Annotated in this window: 16 protein-coding genes, 1 tRNA gene and 1 other RNA gene; 9 read left to right on the top strand and 9 right to left on the bottom strand. The window is 67.2% G+C overall.

All coding sequences use genetic code 11. The features are described 5' to 3' along the window. Positions 1-79 precede the first annotated feature (79 nt). Positions 80-169, bottom strand: an RNA gene (gene ffs / locus OG992_RS22295) — signal recognition particle sRNA small type. A gap of 82 nt (positions 170-251) precedes the next feature. On the opposite strand from ffs, the gene OG992_RS22290 reads away from it, so the two are divergent. Continuing rightward, positions 252-336 (top strand) — tRNA-Ser (locus OG992_RS22290). A gap of 137 nt (positions 337-473) precedes the next feature. On the opposite strand, the gene OG992_RS22285 is transcribed toward OG992_RS22290, so the two are convergent. After that, positions 474-716 (bottom strand): flavin reductase, encoded by a 243-nt coding sequence (locus OG992_RS22285; RefSeq protein ID WP_266304218.1) that lies wholly within the window; start codon positions 714-716, stop codon positions 474-476. Positions 717-913: 197 nt separating this feature from the next. Between OG992_RS22285 and OG992_RS22280 the strand changes: the two genes are divergently transcribed. After that, the gene (locus OG992_RS22280; protein ID WP_238684845.1) at positions 914-1,681 is read left to right on the top strand and encodes a helix-turn-helix transcriptional regulator; all 768 of its coding nucleotides are present in this window, start codon (positions 914-916) and stop codon (positions 1,679-1,681) included. Beyond that, positions 1,672-1,863 (top strand): DUF397 domain-containing protein, encoded by a 192-nt coding sequence (locus OG992_RS22275; RefSeq protein ID WP_238684846.1) that lies wholly within the window; start codon positions 1,672-1,674, stop codon positions 1,861-1,863. Before OG992_RS22280 ends, OG992_RS22275 begins: the two co-directional genes overlap by 10 nt. Positions 1,864-1,887: 24 nt before the next feature. Here OG992_RS22275 and OG992_RS22270 read toward each other — a convergent pair whose 3' ends face one another. Continuing rightward, positions 1,888-2,535, bottom strand: a complete 648-nt coding sequence (locus OG992_RS22270; RefSeq protein WP_266304217.1) for a DUF1349 domain-containing protein — start codon at positions 2,533-2,535, stop codon at positions 1,888-1,890. A gap of 157 nt (positions 2,536-2,692) precedes the next feature. On the opposite strand from OG992_RS22270, the gene OG992_RS22265 reads away from it, so the two are divergent. Both OG992_RS22265 and OG992_RS22260 read left to right on the top strand, forming a co-directional pair. Beyond that, complete coding sequence (locus OG992_RS22265; RefSeq protein WP_238684848.1) at positions 2,693-3,247, top strand: hypothetical protein; 555 nt, start codon at positions 2,693-2,695, stop codon at positions 3,245-3,247. A gap of 92 nt (positions 3,248-3,339) precedes the next feature. Continuing rightward, positions 3,340-3,834 (top strand): hypothetical protein, encoded by a 495-nt coding sequence (locus OG992_RS22260; protein WP_238684849.1) that lies wholly within the window; start codon positions 3,340-3,342, stop codon positions 3,832-3,834. 79 nt (positions 3,835-3,913) lie between these two features. Here OG992_RS22260 and OG992_RS22255 read toward each other — a convergent pair whose 3' ends face one another. Then, the gene (locus tag OG992_RS22255) at positions 3,914-5,527 is read right to left on the bottom strand and encodes a carboxylesterase/lipase family protein (RefSeq protein WP_266304216.1); all 1,614 of its coding nucleotides are present in this window, start codon (positions 5,525-5,527) and stop codon (positions 3,914-3,916) included. A 172-nt stretch (positions 5,528-5,699) separates the two neighbouring features. Between OG992_RS22255 and OG992_RS22250 the strand changes: the two genes are divergently transcribed. Then, on the top strand, positions 5,700-6,635 hold the full coding sequence (locus OG992_RS22250; protein ID WP_238684851.1) for a TetR/AcrR family transcriptional regulator C-terminal domain-containing protein: 936 nt from the start codon (positions 5,700-5,702) through the stop codon (positions 6,633-6,635). 4 nt (positions 6,636-6,639) lie between these two features. Here the strand turns inward: OG992_RS22250 and OG992_RS22245 are convergent, their stop codons facing one another. Continuing rightward, positions 6,640-7,272: a TetR/AcrR family transcriptional regulator gene (locus OG992_RS22245; RefSeq protein WP_266304215.1), complete on the bottom strand. Its 633-nt coding sequence runs from the start codon at positions 7,270-7,272 to the stop codon at positions 6,640-6,642. Positions 7,273-7,439: 167 nt separating this feature from the next. Here OG992_RS22245 and OG992_RS22240 point away from each other — a divergent pair, with 167 nt between their 5' ends. The 3 genes from OG992_RS22240 to OG992_RS22230 all read left to right on the top strand — a co-directional run bounded on the left by OG992_RS22240 (position 7,440) and on the right by OG992_RS22230 (position 10,453). Continuing rightward, a complete protein-coding gene (locus OG992_RS22240) occupies positions 7,440-8,189 on the top strand; it encodes an SDR family oxidoreductase (RefSeq protein ID WP_238684853.1) in 750 nt (249 codons plus the stop codon). A 427-nt stretch (positions 8,190-8,616) separates the two neighbouring features. Then, positions 8,617-9,279: a hypothetical protein gene (locus tag OG992_RS22235; protein ID WP_266304214.1), complete on the top strand. Its 663-nt coding sequence runs from the start codon at positions 8,617-8,619 to the stop codon at positions 9,277-9,279. Between the two features lie 40 nt (positions 9,280-9,319). Beyond that, positions 9,320-10,453, top strand: a complete 1,134-nt coding sequence (locus OG992_RS22230; protein ID WP_266304213.1) for an XRE family transcriptional regulator — start codon at positions 9,320-9,322, stop codon at positions 10,451-10,453. 88 nt (positions 10,454-10,541) lie between these two features. Here the strand turns inward: OG992_RS22230 and OG992_RS22225 are convergent, their stop codons facing one another. From OG992_RS22225 to OG992_RS22210, 4 genes are all read right to left on the bottom strand, one after another. After that, the gene (locus tag OG992_RS22225) at positions 10,542-10,979 is read right to left on the bottom strand and encodes a hypothetical protein (protein WP_266304212.1); all 438 of its coding nucleotides are present in this window, start codon (positions 10,977-10,979) and stop codon (positions 10,542-10,544) included. A 613-nt stretch (positions 10,980-11,592) separates the two neighbouring features. Then, positions 11,593-12,534 (bottom strand): NAD-dependent epimerase/dehydratase family protein, encoded by a 942-nt coding sequence (locus OG992_RS22220; protein WP_266304211.1) that lies wholly within the window; start codon positions 12,532-12,534, stop codon positions 11,593-11,595. 1 nt (position 12,535) lies between these two features. Beyond that, positions 12,536-14,023 carry a helix-turn-helix transcriptional regulator gene (locus OG992_RS22215; RefSeq protein WP_266304210.1) on the bottom strand — a complete coding sequence of 496 codons (1,488 nt, stop codon included), beginning with the start codon at positions 14,021-14,023 and terminating at the stop codon, positions 12,536-12,538. Positions 14,024-14,096: 73 nt separating this feature from the next. Continuing rightward, on the bottom strand, positions 14,097-14,510 hold the full coding sequence (locus tag OG992_RS22210) for a helix-turn-helix transcriptional regulator (protein ID WP_266304209.1): 414 nt from the start codon (positions 14,508-14,510) through the stop codon (positions 14,097-14,099). Between the last annotated feature and the right edge of the window lie 212 nt (positions 14,511-14,722).

Genomic DNA, 14,722 nt, shown 5'->3' with positions numbered 1-14,722 from the left:
TCCTGGAAACCGCGGTGTCCGCATGACCGGGACACCGCGACATCAGGGATGCCGAGTGGATCAACCGGCCCACAGACAAAAAGGCCTCCCGTGCACCCGGCAGAGCTCGCTTATCCTTGCTGCCTTCCGGCCCTGGGGAGGTTCACGAGATACCGCCGCACGGGAGGTGCCGCCCAGCCTACCCGACCGCCGGTCGATCTTCAGGGGGTGGTGGGGTGGCCCGCCCGACACGGGCCTGTATCCTGGCTCGCGGAGGATTCGCCTAGAGGCCTAGGGCGCACGCTTGGAAAGCGTGTTGGGTTTACACCCTCACGAGTTCGAATCTCGTATCCTCCGCTCACCTGAGCAGCACCAACGACAGGGCCGGCCCCACGGGGACCGGCCCTGAGTCGTCTGTACGGCGGCGTCAGCCCACCACCTGGACGTGCTGCAACTCGGCGTTGGTCAGGTTGGCCCCTCGAATCGAGGCTTGGTCAGGCGCGGACGCGGGCCCAGGAGAGGAAGCGGTCGGTCAGCCGGGCCGGGTCGACGTCGGTGAGGTGCTCGCCGGCCTCTGTCTGCAGCGTCGCCAGGTAGACGGTCAACGCGAGCCGGTCGTGCCGGTATTCGCCGAGCAGCCGCAGCTTCGCCGCCGAGCAGGGCCAGGCGATGCCGCACGCGGCGCAGCGCCAGGTCGGTCGGGTCGGCAGGTGCTTCCGGTAGCGGCGGCGGGGCATGGGCGGATCTCCTTCGCGGTGGGCGGGGCCGCCCCGCCTCCCCGTCGGGGGCGACCCCGGACTGACGCCGACCGCCGGGCTCCTGCGCCTCCACCGGCCACGCCGTCTTCTGTGGACCACCCTCGGGAGAGTTACGAGACAGATACACCGCGTAGCTATATGGTTTTCAGATATCTAGGACATCCGATGGAGGAGCCGTGAACGACGCGCTTCGGGTGGCGCTCAGCGACACCGGGCACACGACCGAATCCCTCGCCGAGACCGTCGGCGTCGACCCTAAGACCGTGGGGCGCTGGTTGACGGAGGACCGCATCCCGCATCCGCGCCACCGGCTGGCGGCAGCGGAGGCGCTACACAAGGACGTGTCGGACATCTGGCCGGACACTTCAAGACGTCGTGACCCCATTTGGTTTCGTCCGTGGCAGGAGATCGAGCGCGAGGCGGTGTCGCTTCGCTGGTTCGAGTCGACAGTTCTGCCGGGGTTGCTCCAGACCGAGGCGTACGCCCGCGCGGTGCTGGGCGACGCGGGCCTGATCCCCCGGGGTGAGATCGAGCGGCATCTCACGGTCCGACTCGGCCGGCAGGGCATCCTCAGGCGGGACGACCCACCGCAGTTCACGGCGGTCGTGGACGAGGCGGTCATCCGCCGTCCGGTGGGCGGCCGGTCGACGATGCGCGAGCAACTGCTGGCCGTGGCGGCGGCGTGCGTCGAGCCGCACATCCGGGTGCACGTCGTGCCCAGCGCGGTCGGCGCCTATGCCGGCCTCAACGGACCTTTCGTGATCGCGCACAGCCACGACCACCGGGTCGCCGGCTACCTCGACAACCAACTTCAGGGACAAGTCGCTAGCGACCCCGAGGACATCGCGGCCATGATGGCGGCATGGGAGAACGTGCGCGGCGAGGCGTTGTCCCACTGGCAGTCGGTCGCACTCATCCAGGAAGTGGCGGAGTCATGGAGCTGAACGGCGCCCGGTGGCGCAAGAGCAGCCGCAGCAGCGGCAACGGTGGAGCCTGCGTCGAGGTCGCCGACAACCTGCCCGGCGTCATCGGCGTACGGGATTCAAAGGACCCGACCGGCCCGGCGCTCGCCTTCGCGCCCACGGCCTGGCGCGCGTTCGTCACCCAGCTCTCCCGGCGCACCTGACCGGCGCCCGGTCACGCAGGCAGGTCAGGAGCCGTCACGGAGATCGCCCAGACGTTCCGCCCGAAACGTGATCTCGTCGAACGTCACACCGCACCCCGCACCGGTCGGGGACTGGCCAGCGAAGCCGATCCGGTCGCGAGACGTGTCGGGGTCGAGGAGGAAGACGCGGATCAACTGCCAGGTCTCACCGTCGACCGAGGCGTGGTACGCGTAGACCCCGTCGACCCGGGAGACCCGCAACCACACCGACCGGTCGGGTACGACGAAGGCGTTCGCGTCGTCGGCGACACCTCGGCAGATGACCGACACGATCATCGGGTCGCCTGCTGGGGAGAACTCGAAGCACAGCTTGGCCCAGCGCCGCTCGTCGAGCCACAGCAGGAGCACCCCGGCGTCGAAGGTGGCGGCGAAGCCCACCGTGACCCGGGCGCTGAACTGGAAGTCCCCCGTCGGCAGGTCCCCGAGCAGCGTCGCCGCGTTGAGTGTCGACCCGGCACTGACAGTGGTGGTCTCGGCCGCCTCGGCGGAGCCGGTGCTGGGGTCGATGAAGATGTCAGTGTGCGGCTGCGCCTCGACCGCCACGGTGCCGGCCGCCTCGTCGACCCGCCACAGCTCGGCGGACGAGGGCGCGAGCGGGAACGGCACACCGGGAACGCTCAGTTGATTGGCCATGGCCAGGACCGTACAACCGTCGCCCCGCCCGCCGATGCCCACTCATCGAGCAGGGCCCGGCACGTCCACCCTCCGGCCGGTACCGTCGCAGGCACGAAAGGCGGGGAATCCGTCGTACACATGTTCTATCCACAGGCTGTGGACGGCGGAGGGCTCGATGGCTTACCAGCTCAGCGCGGTGGTCGCGGACGTCGAACTGCTCCGCGAGCAGACCGCCGAGCTGGATCACGCGGTCCTCGGCGAGCTGCGCCAGGACTTCGCCTTGCTGCCGGTCACCCCGCAGTTGGTGATCGAGCTGACCGGGTCGTTGCCGGATTTCGCCACTGACGACCGGAGTGCCGCGCGCCCGTTCGGCCTGGTGTTGTCGACGGCGCTGGTCGAGGTGCTGACCCGCTGGTCACAGTCGGGGCCGGTGGCCTATGTGGAGGCGGAGTTCGGTGGTGGCGTCGGCCACCAGTCGGCAGCGGTGTGGTTGGGCGGGGCGCTGTCCTGGGGGCCGTGCTTCGACGACGAGTTCGACGCGCCGCGCGAGCAGTGGCCGATCAACTGTGCGCTGAGTCAGCTCGGCGTGGAGCCCGGCACCTGGATCGACAGGTTCGCCGAAGTGGGGTTGCACCTGGAGCGGAACACCGAGGGTTGGCTGGCGCACGGCCGGCGTCGACTCAGCGCCGACTACTGGGACGAGCTGGTCGAACAGTGGGAAAACCAGTAATCCGACGTGCGGCAGCAACCTGAACGCTCCCGTTCCGTTGGGGAATGGGGGATTCCATGAAATTGCGACAATTTGCTTTTATCGCCACGCTGATGACGGCTGCCTCGATCGCGGGCAGCGGCGTACCGCCTACCGGGTCGATTCCGAACGGCCGGCCCGCCGGCAACGTGGAGATCATCGACCTGAACGGCCTGCGCAACATCGAGTTCGGCGCCACCGAGGACGAGCTGACCCGACGCGGCATCCTGCGTACCAGCCTGGACGCCTGCGGGCCGATGCTCGCCGGCCACGACACGGTCAGCCCGGTCTTCGTGGAGGACAAACTCGTGCTGCTCTGGGTAGGCGACCCGATGCGGACACCTGAGGGCATAACGGCGGGCTCGCCCGTCGGCGAGGTCTGGGACCGCTACCCGGAGGTCAGCCGGCTACGGGCTCCACAGGGGACACACCGGCTCGACGGGTTGCTCGCCCGCAGCGGCGACCGCGCGTACCTGTTCCTGCACGACGGGCGCACTGTCCGAAAAACCATCGCCGGGTACGCGGACTGGGCCCGCCGCCTCTTCGACGAGGGTGCGGGCCCGTGCTGACCCGACAACCCACCGACTGACCTGTCGGGCCCGGTTCGCTCCACGATGGATCGGCCCGGCCCGACGGGTCAGTCGTCGTTCAGCGGCGAAGCGACAGCCAGAAGTCGTACGAGTGGGCCGCCGCGAAGTCCGTCCTGCCCGATCCGCCGCCACCGGCGAACATCCGCACGTACGGAGCCTCAGGGCGCAGTCGAGGCCAGCCCGCCCGACCCGTCCGGGCGAAGTCGCTCCAGGTGCTGACCATCTCGTCGGAGAGCCGCCGCTGGGTCGGCGTGAGCGCCTCGGCGTAGTCGACAGCGAACAGGTACGGCAGCTCGGCGCAGTGGTACGCGCCGATGGCGAACGTCGGTTCGGGTCCCTCGGTGAAGAATGGCGCGTCCTCGTCGGCGAACTCGTACGCAAACGTCGGCACCCGCCGCGCGAATGCCAACGCGGCGGAGTAGATCGGCTCGGCGTAGTCGTGATCGGTCAGCACGGCGCCCAACGTCACGCTGGCGGGTTGTGCGGGGTCGCGCGGATAGCGGGCCAGCACCTCCCCCGCGTGGTCACCAAACATGGCGCGCACCTGGTCGCGGTACTGGTCGTCGGTGAGCGGGCACGACTCCGGCTCCTGGTCCGGCTTCGGCGGCTCCGGGCAGTTGAGTCCCAACCGTTCCATCCCCCACACCACGAGCCGGGACTCGTCCCGGTTCATTCCGGTCAACACCGGCACCGGATGCAGCCTCCCGGTGGTCAGCGCGTCCGCCGGGTCCACCGGTAGCGTGCGGCCGTCGACGACCGGGCCCAGGTCGACACCCGCGCCGGGATAGCCGACCGTCTCGACCAGCCGGGCGGGGGAACGCCCGCGCAGGCAGGCGGCGACCACAGCCGGGTCGGTGCAGCCGATCCTCCGCGCGAACTCCTGGGCCGCCCCGACCGCCTCGGCCCGGGTCTGGACCGGGTTGGCGCACGAGTTGCTCTGCATGATCGCCCGGTGGAACAGACCAGCGGAGCCCGGCGCGGCGAGCTGCGCGCAGACGCTGGTCGCCCCGGCGGACTGGCCGAACACTGTGACGTTGCCCGGGTCGCCGCCGAAGGCCGCCGCGTTGCGCCGCACCCAGCGCAGTGCGGCCTGCTGGTCCCGCAACCCGAAGTTGCCGATGCTCCCGTCCCGACCGGCCAGCGCCGGATGCGCCAGGAAGCCGAGCGCGCCGAGCCGGTAGTTCACAGTGACGACGACGACGTCACCTCCGGCGGCCAGCCGCTGCCCGCCGTACCCGTCGCCGCTGCCGAACCGGAAGTCCCCGCCGTGCAACCAGACCATCACCGGTCGAGGCGTCCGTGCGGCCGAACGCGGGGTGGTGACATTCAGGTAGAGGCAGTCCTCGGACTCGGAGGGTGTGTCCATCGGCAGCCCTTGCAGTTGCGCGCAGGCGGCACCGGGCCGGTTCGCGTCGCGTACTCCGGTCCAGGTCGGACCGGGCTGCGGCGGGGCCCAGCGCAGCGCGCCCAGCGGCGGGCTCGCGTACGGAATGCCCTGGAACGAGCGGTGGTCTGCCGCGACGGTCCCCCGCACCGCACCCTGGTCGATCCGGACGACGGCCGCGCTCCGGCGCTCGTCGTTGGCCGCGGCCGGACCGGCGGCCATCGCCGGGCCGACGAGGACGACAGCGCCCACCATGACGGCCCATCGGGGGTACGAAACTCGTCTCATGCTCTCCCCATTCAGTCGACGCCGGTACGGCGTACGCACCGGGCTGCGCCGAGCATGTCGAGCTGGCGACCGTCGGGCCAGGGAGCTCTAGTACGGCCGTGGCAGGAAGGACGGGGACGCCTGCCGGTGCTCTAGTGCGCTACGGTCACCGCGAGGCCGGCGGGAGGCGATCGTGACGGAGTTCGACGAGACCGCTCCCCCTTATCTGCGCATCGTCGGGGAGTTGCGACGGCGCATCGCGGCAGGCGAGTTGGGCCCCGGCGACCGGGTGCCGTCGACCCGGCAGATCGTCCGGGAGTGGGGCGTCGCCATGGCCACCGCCAGCCGGGCGCTCACCGCGCTTCGCCAGGAGAACCTGGTCCGGGCGGTGCCGGGCGTGGGCATGGTGGTGACCGGCGCGGCGCCGACCACGCCGAGCCGGGGTGCCCCGTCCGCAGGTCGGCGGCTGCCCGTCCAGGGGTTGACCCGCGACCAGGTGGTGCGGACCGCGATGACGATCGCCGACGCCGAGGGGTTACCGGCGCTGAGCATGCGGCGCATCGCGACGGAGTTGGACGTCCCCACCATGTCGCTGTACCGGCAGGTTCGGGGCAAGGAGCAGCTTCTCGTGCTGATGGCGGACGCGGCCTTCGCCTCGAATCGGCTGCCGCGCACGTTCCCGCCCGGTTGGCGAGCCCAACTGGAGTTGCTCAGCCGACTTCAGTGGTCGATCTACCGGCGGCATCCCTGGCTGGCCCAGGTCGTCTCGCTGACCCGCCCGCTGATGGCACCGAACGCCGTCGCGCACACCGAGTGGGCGCTGCGCGCCCTCGCCCGGCAGGGCCTGGACCAGCACACCCAGCTCCATCTGGTGGCCGCACTGGCCAACCATGTTCGAGGCACCGCCATCAACCTGGAGCGAGGAGTTGAAGCGGAGCAGGACACCGGCCTGACCGACGACGAGTGGATGGAGGCCCAGGCCGACGTGTTCGGTGGATTGCTCGCGGCGGGCGAGTTTCCCCATCTGGCCCGACTCAGCCGGACAGCGGTCGACCTCGACGCCGAGAGCCTCTTCGACTTCGGCCTGCAACGACTGCTCGACGGGATGGCGGCGCTGCTCGAACGGTGACCGCTCAGACCGGCTCGGTGGCCTGCTCGGGCAGGCGCGCCCCGGACGCGGCCACGAAACCGGCGAGCGCGATCTCCGCGGTCTGTCGCAGGTCTTCCCGGCTGACTCCGGCGGCGGCATGCACCGCCTGCCCCTCAGTAACGATCATGACGAAGCGGGCGAGCGCTACCGGATCGGCGTGCGCGGGTAGGTCGCCTTCGGCGACGGCACTGGCGAGCCGGTCGGCGAGGGCACCCTCACCGCCCAGGCGGCTGGTGGCGAGGAACCCGGCGATGGACGCGTTCTCGGTGGAGCAACTGGTGCCGCCCTGGATCGATAGGCAACCGGCCGGTCGGTCGGTGCGGGTCACGGCGATCGTGTTCTCGCGCAGCAGGGTGGCGACCACCTCGTACGCGGTGGGTTGGGCGAAGGCGTCCCTCGCGTACTCCATGTCCTTTTCGGCGTAGCGGGCCACGGCCTTGCGGAACAACTCCTCCTTGCCGCCGAAGGCGGCGTAGAGGCTGGGCTTGTTGATCCCCATGGCCTCGGCGAGGTCGTTCACCGAGGCGCCTTCGTACCCCTGACGCCAGAACACCTCCACAGCGCGCTCCAGCGCCTCGTCGGCGTCGAAGCCCCGTGGTCGACCTCGCTGCGGCACAGCCCATCACCCCTTCTCCGCCCATCCTACCGACAGCGAAAACCGATCGGTACAGAAATTTGCGGACCCGGTCGGCGGTTGCTACGGTCGGATACGTACCGCTCGGTACAGAACCTGCTTGAGGCCCGGCCGGCCGCACACGACCACCCCGACAGAGGAGATCCATCGTGGGACAGCTCGACGGCAAGACCGCCCTCGTCACCGGGGGCACCACGGGCATCGGCCTGGCCGCCGCCCGCCGCTTCGCCGCCGAAGGCGCGTACGTCTTCGTCACCGGCCGCCGCAAGGGCCCGGTGGACGAGGCCGTCGCCAGCATCGGCGCGAACGTCACAGGCATCGCCAGCGATGTCAGCAAGCTCGACGACCTGGACCGGGTGATGCGGGCGATCGAGGAGCGGGGCGCTGGGCTGGACGTGGTGTTCGCCAACGCCGGCGGTGGCGAGTTCCGTTCGCTCGACTCGATCACGGTCGAGCACGTGGCCAACACCTTCGACACCAACATCTACGGCACCATCTTCACGGTGCAGAAGGCCCTGCCCCTGCTCAACGAGGGCGCGTCGATCGTGCTCACCGGCTCGACAGCCGCCAGCAACGGCACCCCGGCGTTCAGCGTCTACGCCGCGTCCAAGGCCGCCATCCGCTCGTTCGGCCGCACCTGGGCCGCCGAGCTGATCGGCCGGAAGATCCGGGTCAACACCCTGGTCCCCGGCTCGACCGAGACCCCCGGGCTCGCCGGCCTCGCGCCCAGCGCCGCCGAAGCACCCGGGTTGCTGAAGACCATCGCCTCGGGCGTGCCCATGCAGCGCATGGCACACCCGGACGAGATCGCCAACGCCGCGCTCTTCCTCGCCTCCGACCAGAGCAGCTTCATGACCGGCGGCGAGTTGTTCGTCGACGGCGGCGAGCAGCAGCTCTGACGCGAAAACGCCCGGTCGATCCTCGCGGATCGACCGGGCGTTTCTGCACTACAGAGCGGTGGCGGAGGGATTTGAACCCTCGGAGGGCGTTAACCCTCACACGCTTTCGAGGTCTGCGATCCCCTGTCCGGCGACAACCAGCACGGTCCGTGACCTGCGATCGGCCCGCGCCAGGTACGCCCACGAACCGTCCTGAACGGTGGCGAATGAGACCGCAAACGAGACCGTCGTCGGCCCGGCCCCGACTCTTGCGCAAGCCCCGATCAGTACATATGTTCTAACCATGATCCGATCGCGGCGCTCACGAGCACCACCGCAAGTCCTGAGAGCGTGTCGCGTTTCCGCCCCGACGGGTGGTTCCGCTACTCTCTCTTTTAGATTTGGCCCCACGATCGAGGAGGCTGAACTATAAGACCTGGGAGTGCGAATGGCGTTGGTGATCCCCGCCGGTGACGGCGGCTACGAGCAGAGGCTGGCGAAGATCGGCCTCCCGGCCCCGCAGCTGACGGAGTCTCTGGGCGCGAGCAACATTGCGCGCCGCACCTGCCATCCGGACGGGGCTCCGACCGCCCCGGGCTACTTCGCCTACAACGGGCTGGTGGCCAGCCTGACCGGAGGGCTGCGGGACTTCGGGTGGCGGCGGATCAACCTGAACGGTGTCCTTCCACTCCTCATCCACGATGACCGGCAGCAGGTTCTCGGCGTCTCCAGCGGCGACCCGATGACCGGCACCAGGGGTCTGCGGCGAGAGCCGCGGAGCCGATACCCCAAGGGTGAGCTGACGCGACGCCTCCTGAGGAGCAACCAGCCTCCCGGCCAGGGCACGCTCTTCGAGCCGCCCGCGACGGCGGAGGAGCCGCCGGAGGAGTTCGACGGCTACTCCTACTGGCTGTTCTTGGTCTACTTCGACAAGACCAAGCTGGAGATCCGGTCTGAAGTATCCTTGCCGCAGAGTCAGAATGCCAAGGGTTACGTTTCGCATTGGTTCGATCGCATTCCGCTGCCGCCTTACGCGGTAGACGACCTTTCGGGTGACGACGACCCCAACGGTGGTTTCGGGCCTATTGACGTGCCCGTCGACCCTCGTTGATCATGTGTCGCCCCTTGAACCAAGGGGGCAGAAAGAAAGCATGTTTACACCTTCACGATTGACGCTAGCTCGCAAGAGAAGAGGATTAACGGCGGTCGGACTAGGTCGCCGGACGGGGGTGACCGGTCAGAGCATCTCCAATTACGAACGAGGTCGACAACAGCCCTCGCCGGAGACGCTAGAAAGAATCGCCGAAGAACTCGGATTCCCAACTTCATTTTTCGACCAGGGTGACATCGACGAAATTGATGTCGCCCTGGTCAGCTTTAGAGCGCGTTCGAAAATAACGGCGACAGCGCGAGATGCCGTTCTGAGTGCTGCACGATTGGCTCTAGAGCTTAATGGCGTGCTGGAAACCCATTTTCGGCTACCCTTGCCCGACATTCCAACGCTTGAGCACCAAACGCCAGAGCAGGCCGCAGAGTACGTCCGCGCCCGGTGGGGAATTGGCGAATTGCAGGCTGCCCCAAACATGGTCCATCTACTTGAGGCGCACGGTGTCCGCGTATTCTCGCTACCACCGGAATACAGTGATGTCGACGCATTCTCGATGTGGCTGAGAGGCACCCCGTTCGTATTTCTGAACACCATGAAGACTGGCGAGCGAGGTCGCTTCGACGCAGCTCACGAACTTGGTCACCTTGTGCTTCACGGGGCGAGTGATACCACCGACTGGACACGAGATTGTGAGCGAGAAGCAAACCTATTCGCATCAGCATTCTTGATGACCCGTGCCAGCATACAGAGCAGGATACGTAGCAACCCGACTACGGACCAGATCATACGCGCCAAGAGATACTGGAGCGTCGCTGCCGCAGCGCTAGCTTACAGGCTGGGCGATCTTGGAATTCTCTCAGAATGGTCATTCCGGCGGGTGATGATCGAACTCGGTGGCATGGGTTACCGGAAGGGTGAGCCGTCTGGCATCCCGCGCGAAACCTCACAACTCCTCGAAAAGGTATTCAGAGGACTTCGAGGGAAGGGGATATCGCCGCACACCCTAGCCCGGGAGTTACATACAACTCCAGCCGAGCTGACGAAGTACGTTTTTGGTTTGGTAATCACAGCCGTAGACGATTCGGTTGCACCGCTCAACGCCCCCCCTGCCGGACCTAACGCGCAGGACACGGCGCCGAAACTACGTCTCGTCTCATCGAACGTCGGTCATGGCTGAGTAGGGGTGGGGCCGAACAGCGATCTTGCGAATCGGCCCCACCCTGAGTCCGTTGCTTATTAAAGAGCATTGCTGCGCAATGGTCGACTCAGTTTAGTTTCCGTTCGCGCGCCTCGTGGTATCGATAAATGTCGGAGCTTGCGAAAACCGGCCCGGAAGGCGTTCCAAAGAGGCGCCTAGGAAATCCCTTTTGCCGGGAAAGCTGCTGGGCGCGTTGGCGTGACACGCCTAATGCCTTTCCAATCTCTGAGAGGGTCATTACCGGCGGCAACAGCTCTGGCACTCCCTCCGGGTGGGTCAGTACGGTAATCACCGCATGATCCGGCCCCACCTCCTGTCTAATTTTGAGAATCAGTGCCCACGCTCCAACTATGGCTTCGTGTGGCCCGTTGCACTCAATTTCCCGGCTAAGGATAATCGTGGGTCCGGAAACACGCTCAACCTCAACATAGCTGACCTCAAGCTTGACAGCCGCTTTTCTTAGCGCATCGGTGGCGGTCGCATTGCGCTCGTATTCAACCTTCATGGTCCAGTGGTCGGCCACGGTACTTGCGCTTATTCCGCTATCCAGTGACTTAGAAAGCCGTGGATTATTGGGGCCGCCACAACTGAGATGATTACATCGCTGGTTTGGTAATTCACCGCGATGGCCCCTGCAAAGGATGCGACGTTTATTACGAATAGTCGCAGCGTCAAGACTTGTCGGGCCGGTTCAATCGCTTGCTCCGCTGAGGGTTCCAACATGGGGGTGATTGAGGGTATCCTCACGACGCTCCTACTGCTGCTCTGGACGTGGTTGGGGCATGATGGCGGTGCCCGAGGCGCAACTCGGGCACCGCCGCAATTGTGAGCTGCTGGAGCTATCTGGCGTCGCACCCAATGTGCGACAGGCCCTATTCGATGACTTGTCGTCGACAAGAAGAGCCCGGACCTACTGTCCGGCGAAACTGCTTTACAGTGTCAATCCGAGGAGGCTTACACGGTCAAGTCGATCCGCGTGAGCAGCGCCGCAATTTAGCCCGTGAGTTGGGCGGCCCGCGACGAACAGGGGGGCCTGCTCGCTGAGGTGCTACCCGAGCGGGATACGTGAACCGACCGATCAAACCGCGCTGCCAGTCCGGCGCGACGGTTGGCATGCGCTAGGCAAGCGGCCACGCCTCCCATGCATCCGCGAGGATCTCGCGCAGCTTGGATTTGGCTGGGGTCCAGCGAAGAACGGTGTGGGCGCGGTTGACGTTTGCGATCAGCACCGGTGGTTCAGGCTTAGGCGGTTGATGGCGGACGGTCACCGGACGGCCGGTGACTTGTTCGGCGGTGGCTACCACGGTGGCCATGCTTGTCCCCACGCCCGAGCCAAGGTTGATGGTCTGGCTGATACCTGGCGTGCATTCAGCCAGAGCGAGCCGCACGGCGGTAGCGACGTCAGCGACGTGAACGAAGTCCCGCACTGCCGCCCCGTCGCCGTTGAGGGTTACGTGGTCGAGTTCTCCGGTGATCGCGCGGAAGACGTTCGGGATGATCCGTGCGGTGTCGGTGTCGGTGACGCCGTCGACGGCGCCGGCAATGTTGAAGGGCCGGAGGATTACCGCCCCGATGGCTCCGGTCGCCGCATAAGCCCCGACCATGTGCTCAGCCGCCACCTTGGATGCCGCGTACGGGCTCTCGGGGTGCGGGTCGAGGTCTTCGGACAGTGCGCCGTGGTGCTGCGATCCGTAGACGATATTGGTGGAGGCGAAGACCAGAGAGGCCGGTGCGGTGGTCGTCCGGGCGGCGTCTAGGGCCATGAGTAGGTTCAGGGTGCCGGTTGCGTTGACGTCGAAGTAGCCCAGCGGGTCAGCGAGCGACTCCCGCCCGCTGGTCGACGCCGCAAGGTGTACGACTCCGTCGTACCCGCCCTCCTGGACGATCTCGAAGACCCGCGCACGGTCCCGGATGTCCCCCGTCACCAGCTCGACGCCGGACGGTGCGGTGCGGTCACCGCGACCCCGGGTCATGACCGTGACCGGGTGCCCGGCGGTAAGCAGGTCGCGGGCGACGGCGCGGCCGAGAAATCCCAGGCCACCAGTTACCAGTACGTGCACGTCAGCTTCTCCCCAGGATCGTGCGGCGGTGTTCCCACGCGAGTTCAAGGCATCCGGCCGCCGCCGGTGCCAGCCGCCCGCTGGCGGTCAGTTCGTCGATGGTGTGCCGGGTGAATGGCAACGCCGAGGTTGGCCGTACCCGCCCGGTCTTGACCACGGTTCCCTCATCGTTGGAGTCGACCATGTTGGCGAACAGGTGGTCATAGGTGGGGCCGTCGTACACGGCGACGGTCAGAATCTCGCCCCAGAGGGTGAGTGCGTCGAGGGCGACTCCGAGGCAGTAGACCCGCACCCCGCCGGAGGCGTACGCGCGGTCGAAGGCTGCCAGCGGTTCCGCGCTGTAGTCCGCCGGTTCCCCGTCGCCGCCGTGCTCGGCGCTGCCGAGGAATTCCTCGCTGTACTCCCGCATCATGTTGCGCCACAGGTCGAAGTCGGCCACTTGCGCGGCAGGTAGGACGCTCGATGGCTGGAACACCCCCGCCGGCATGATGTGCAGCATTCCCCCGGCTACGGCCACGTTGCCGGCGGCGCGGTTGTGTAGCACGAAGGACGCTCCGTCGTCGTCTACCCGCAGGGTGAGCGTGTCGGTTGACGGCGCTGTCGGTCGGCGGCTGGGCGTGAACGGGTCGCCCACGAGTCGCCGGAAGCCCAGGTGTCGCCAGGATGCTGGCAGGATGCCGCTCCCGTCGCCGGCTACGTGGTACATGGCCATTTCGTGTGCGAGCGCTTCCGAGACATCAACACCCCCGAAGTACGTGCCGGTGGTGAACGTGAGCGCATGGGCAGGCTGGCTCCAATCGACTCCCGCGAGGTGCCACGCGAGCCGGTTCTCAAAGAGCCGCGGCTGTTCAACATCCCGCAGGGCGAGGCTGTAGCGCTGGTGTCGCCGCCCGTCCGACGCCAACGGCCGCACACCGGCCGCAGCGTCCTCGGTCCCAGTGACGACGGGCGCGGTTCCCTCCGGGGCGAGCCCGATTCCGAACTGCGCCAACTCGATCGGAGTCGACGGCAACCACTGCGGCGCCGCAATCAGGCCGCTGTCACCTACGCGGTGCTCCACGTCATAGAGGCGCGCGGCCTCGCGCGCGAGCTGCACACGGTGAACGTTCAGCTTCCGCCGAACCGCACGCCACTCTTCCTGGCTGTCCTCGGCCTGCGGGTGAGACACCGGATCTTGGTAGATCGCGAAACCTCCGGAATCGTTCTCGGGACTGTCGCGCTGCTGGGGCGTGACGCGCTGCCTGGTTAGTCCAAGATCTTGCACAGAGACGCCGAAGTGCTCGACAAGGAGCTGCCGGTAGAGCGCGGACGGATACGTGATCCCTCGCTCCCACCTGCTGACCTGATTGGCGGTTACGGCCAGTCTCTTGCCGCGCGCCACCCCCAGGCGGTTCAACCCATCCGCCACGTCCTGCTGAGTCTCGCCCGCCGCGTCGCGGAGGTTGTACAGCGCGAGATTCGGGGTGGCGTCCCTGGCGTGAGCAGGCACAACGGCCCTCCTTCGCTGGCGTAGACACCTGCCGACGCGCAACCACGCCTAGTCGATGCCTAGCGGACGGCGGTTACCCGGCTGATGAACGGCGTTCGGATGCGCGTTCGAAACTGGTGTCCTTATCGCCATGACCGACATCGACCGCCATCCGCTCTACGGCATCCGCGAGCCGCCGCACCTCGGCGTGAAGCTGGTCCAGCCTGGCGAGTACCAGCGACGAACTGTCCGCCCGCCCCACTCCCCCACCGCTGTTCGGCGGCGTGACCCCGGTCAGCACGGCACGAAGGTAGTCGTCCGGCCAGCCGAGAGCCTGAGAAATCGCGGCGAGCGTGCGCGCCGACCGCTTGCGGGTCGCGGTCGCCTTTTGCAGCTCACGCAGGGTGGCAACCGACACCTTGGACCGCTCGGCCAACTCCTGCTGTGACAGCGGCAAATCGGCCATCCGGCCGTTGATTGCGCTGGCCACAGCCTGCCAATCCTCCACCCGACGCCTCCCTGTCTGACTGCTTGATCCGCTGATCCTAGTCCCCTCACCTCGTTGACATCGCACAACTTCAGCGCTAATTTTAGCGCTGAAATTAGCTACACCAGCCGGCAGGCAGCCGGGGAAGGCAGCCCCTCACGGAGCTGCGCGCCCACGAGCATCCGCGCAGTCGTTCATTGACAACCGAATAGCAGGAGCGCCGCGTGGATCCG

The organism is Micromonospora sp. NBC_00362 (genome assembly GCF_026342155.1).
Taxonomy (GTDB): Bacteria; Actinomycetota; Actinomycetes; order Mycobacteriales; family Micromonosporaceae; genus Micromonospora; species Micromonospora hortensis.
Note: the sequence above shows the minus strand (reverse complement) of the source record. Positions and strands in the feature narration are given on the sequence as shown.

Excerpts from the sequence above, each read along its gene's own strand:
- OG992_RS22270 (WP_266304217.1), bottom strand. The coding sequence starts at position 2,535 with ATGGCCAATCAACTGAGCGTTCCCGGTGTGCCGTTCCCGCTCGCGCCC.
- OG992_RS22275 (WP_238684846.1), top strand. The coding sequence starts at position 1,672 with ATGGAGCTGAACGGCGCCCGGTGGCGCAAGAGCAGCCGCAGCAGCGGC.
- OG992_RS22225 (WP_266304212.1), bottom strand. The coding sequence starts at position 10,979 with ATGAAGGTTGAATACGAGCGCAATGCGACCGCCACCGATGCGCTAAGA.
- OG992_RS22230 (WP_266304213.1), top strand. The coding sequence starts at position 9,320 with ATGTTTACACCTTCACGATTGACGCTAGCTCGCAAGAGAAGAGGATTA.
- OG992_RS22255 (WP_266304216.1), bottom strand. The coding sequence starts at position 5,527 with ATGAGACGAGTTTCGTACCCCCGATGGGCCGTCATGGTGGGCGCTGTC.
- OG992_RS22260 (WP_238684849.1), top strand. The coding sequence starts at position 3,340 with ATGACGGCTGCCTCGATCGCGGGCAGCGGCGTACCGCCTACCGGGTCG.
- OG992_RS22235 (WP_266304214.1), top strand. The coding sequence starts at position 8,617 with ATGGCGTTGGTGATCCCCGCCGGTGACGGCGGCTACGAGCAGAGGCTG.
- OG992_RS22285 (WP_266304218.1), bottom strand. The coding sequence starts at position 716 with ATGCCCCGCCGCCGCTACCGGAAGCACCTGCCGACCCGACCGACCTGG.
- OG992_RS22265 (WP_238684848.1), top strand. The coding sequence starts at position 2,693 with ATGGCTTACCAGCTCAGCGCGGTGGTCGCGGACGTCGAACTGCTCCGC.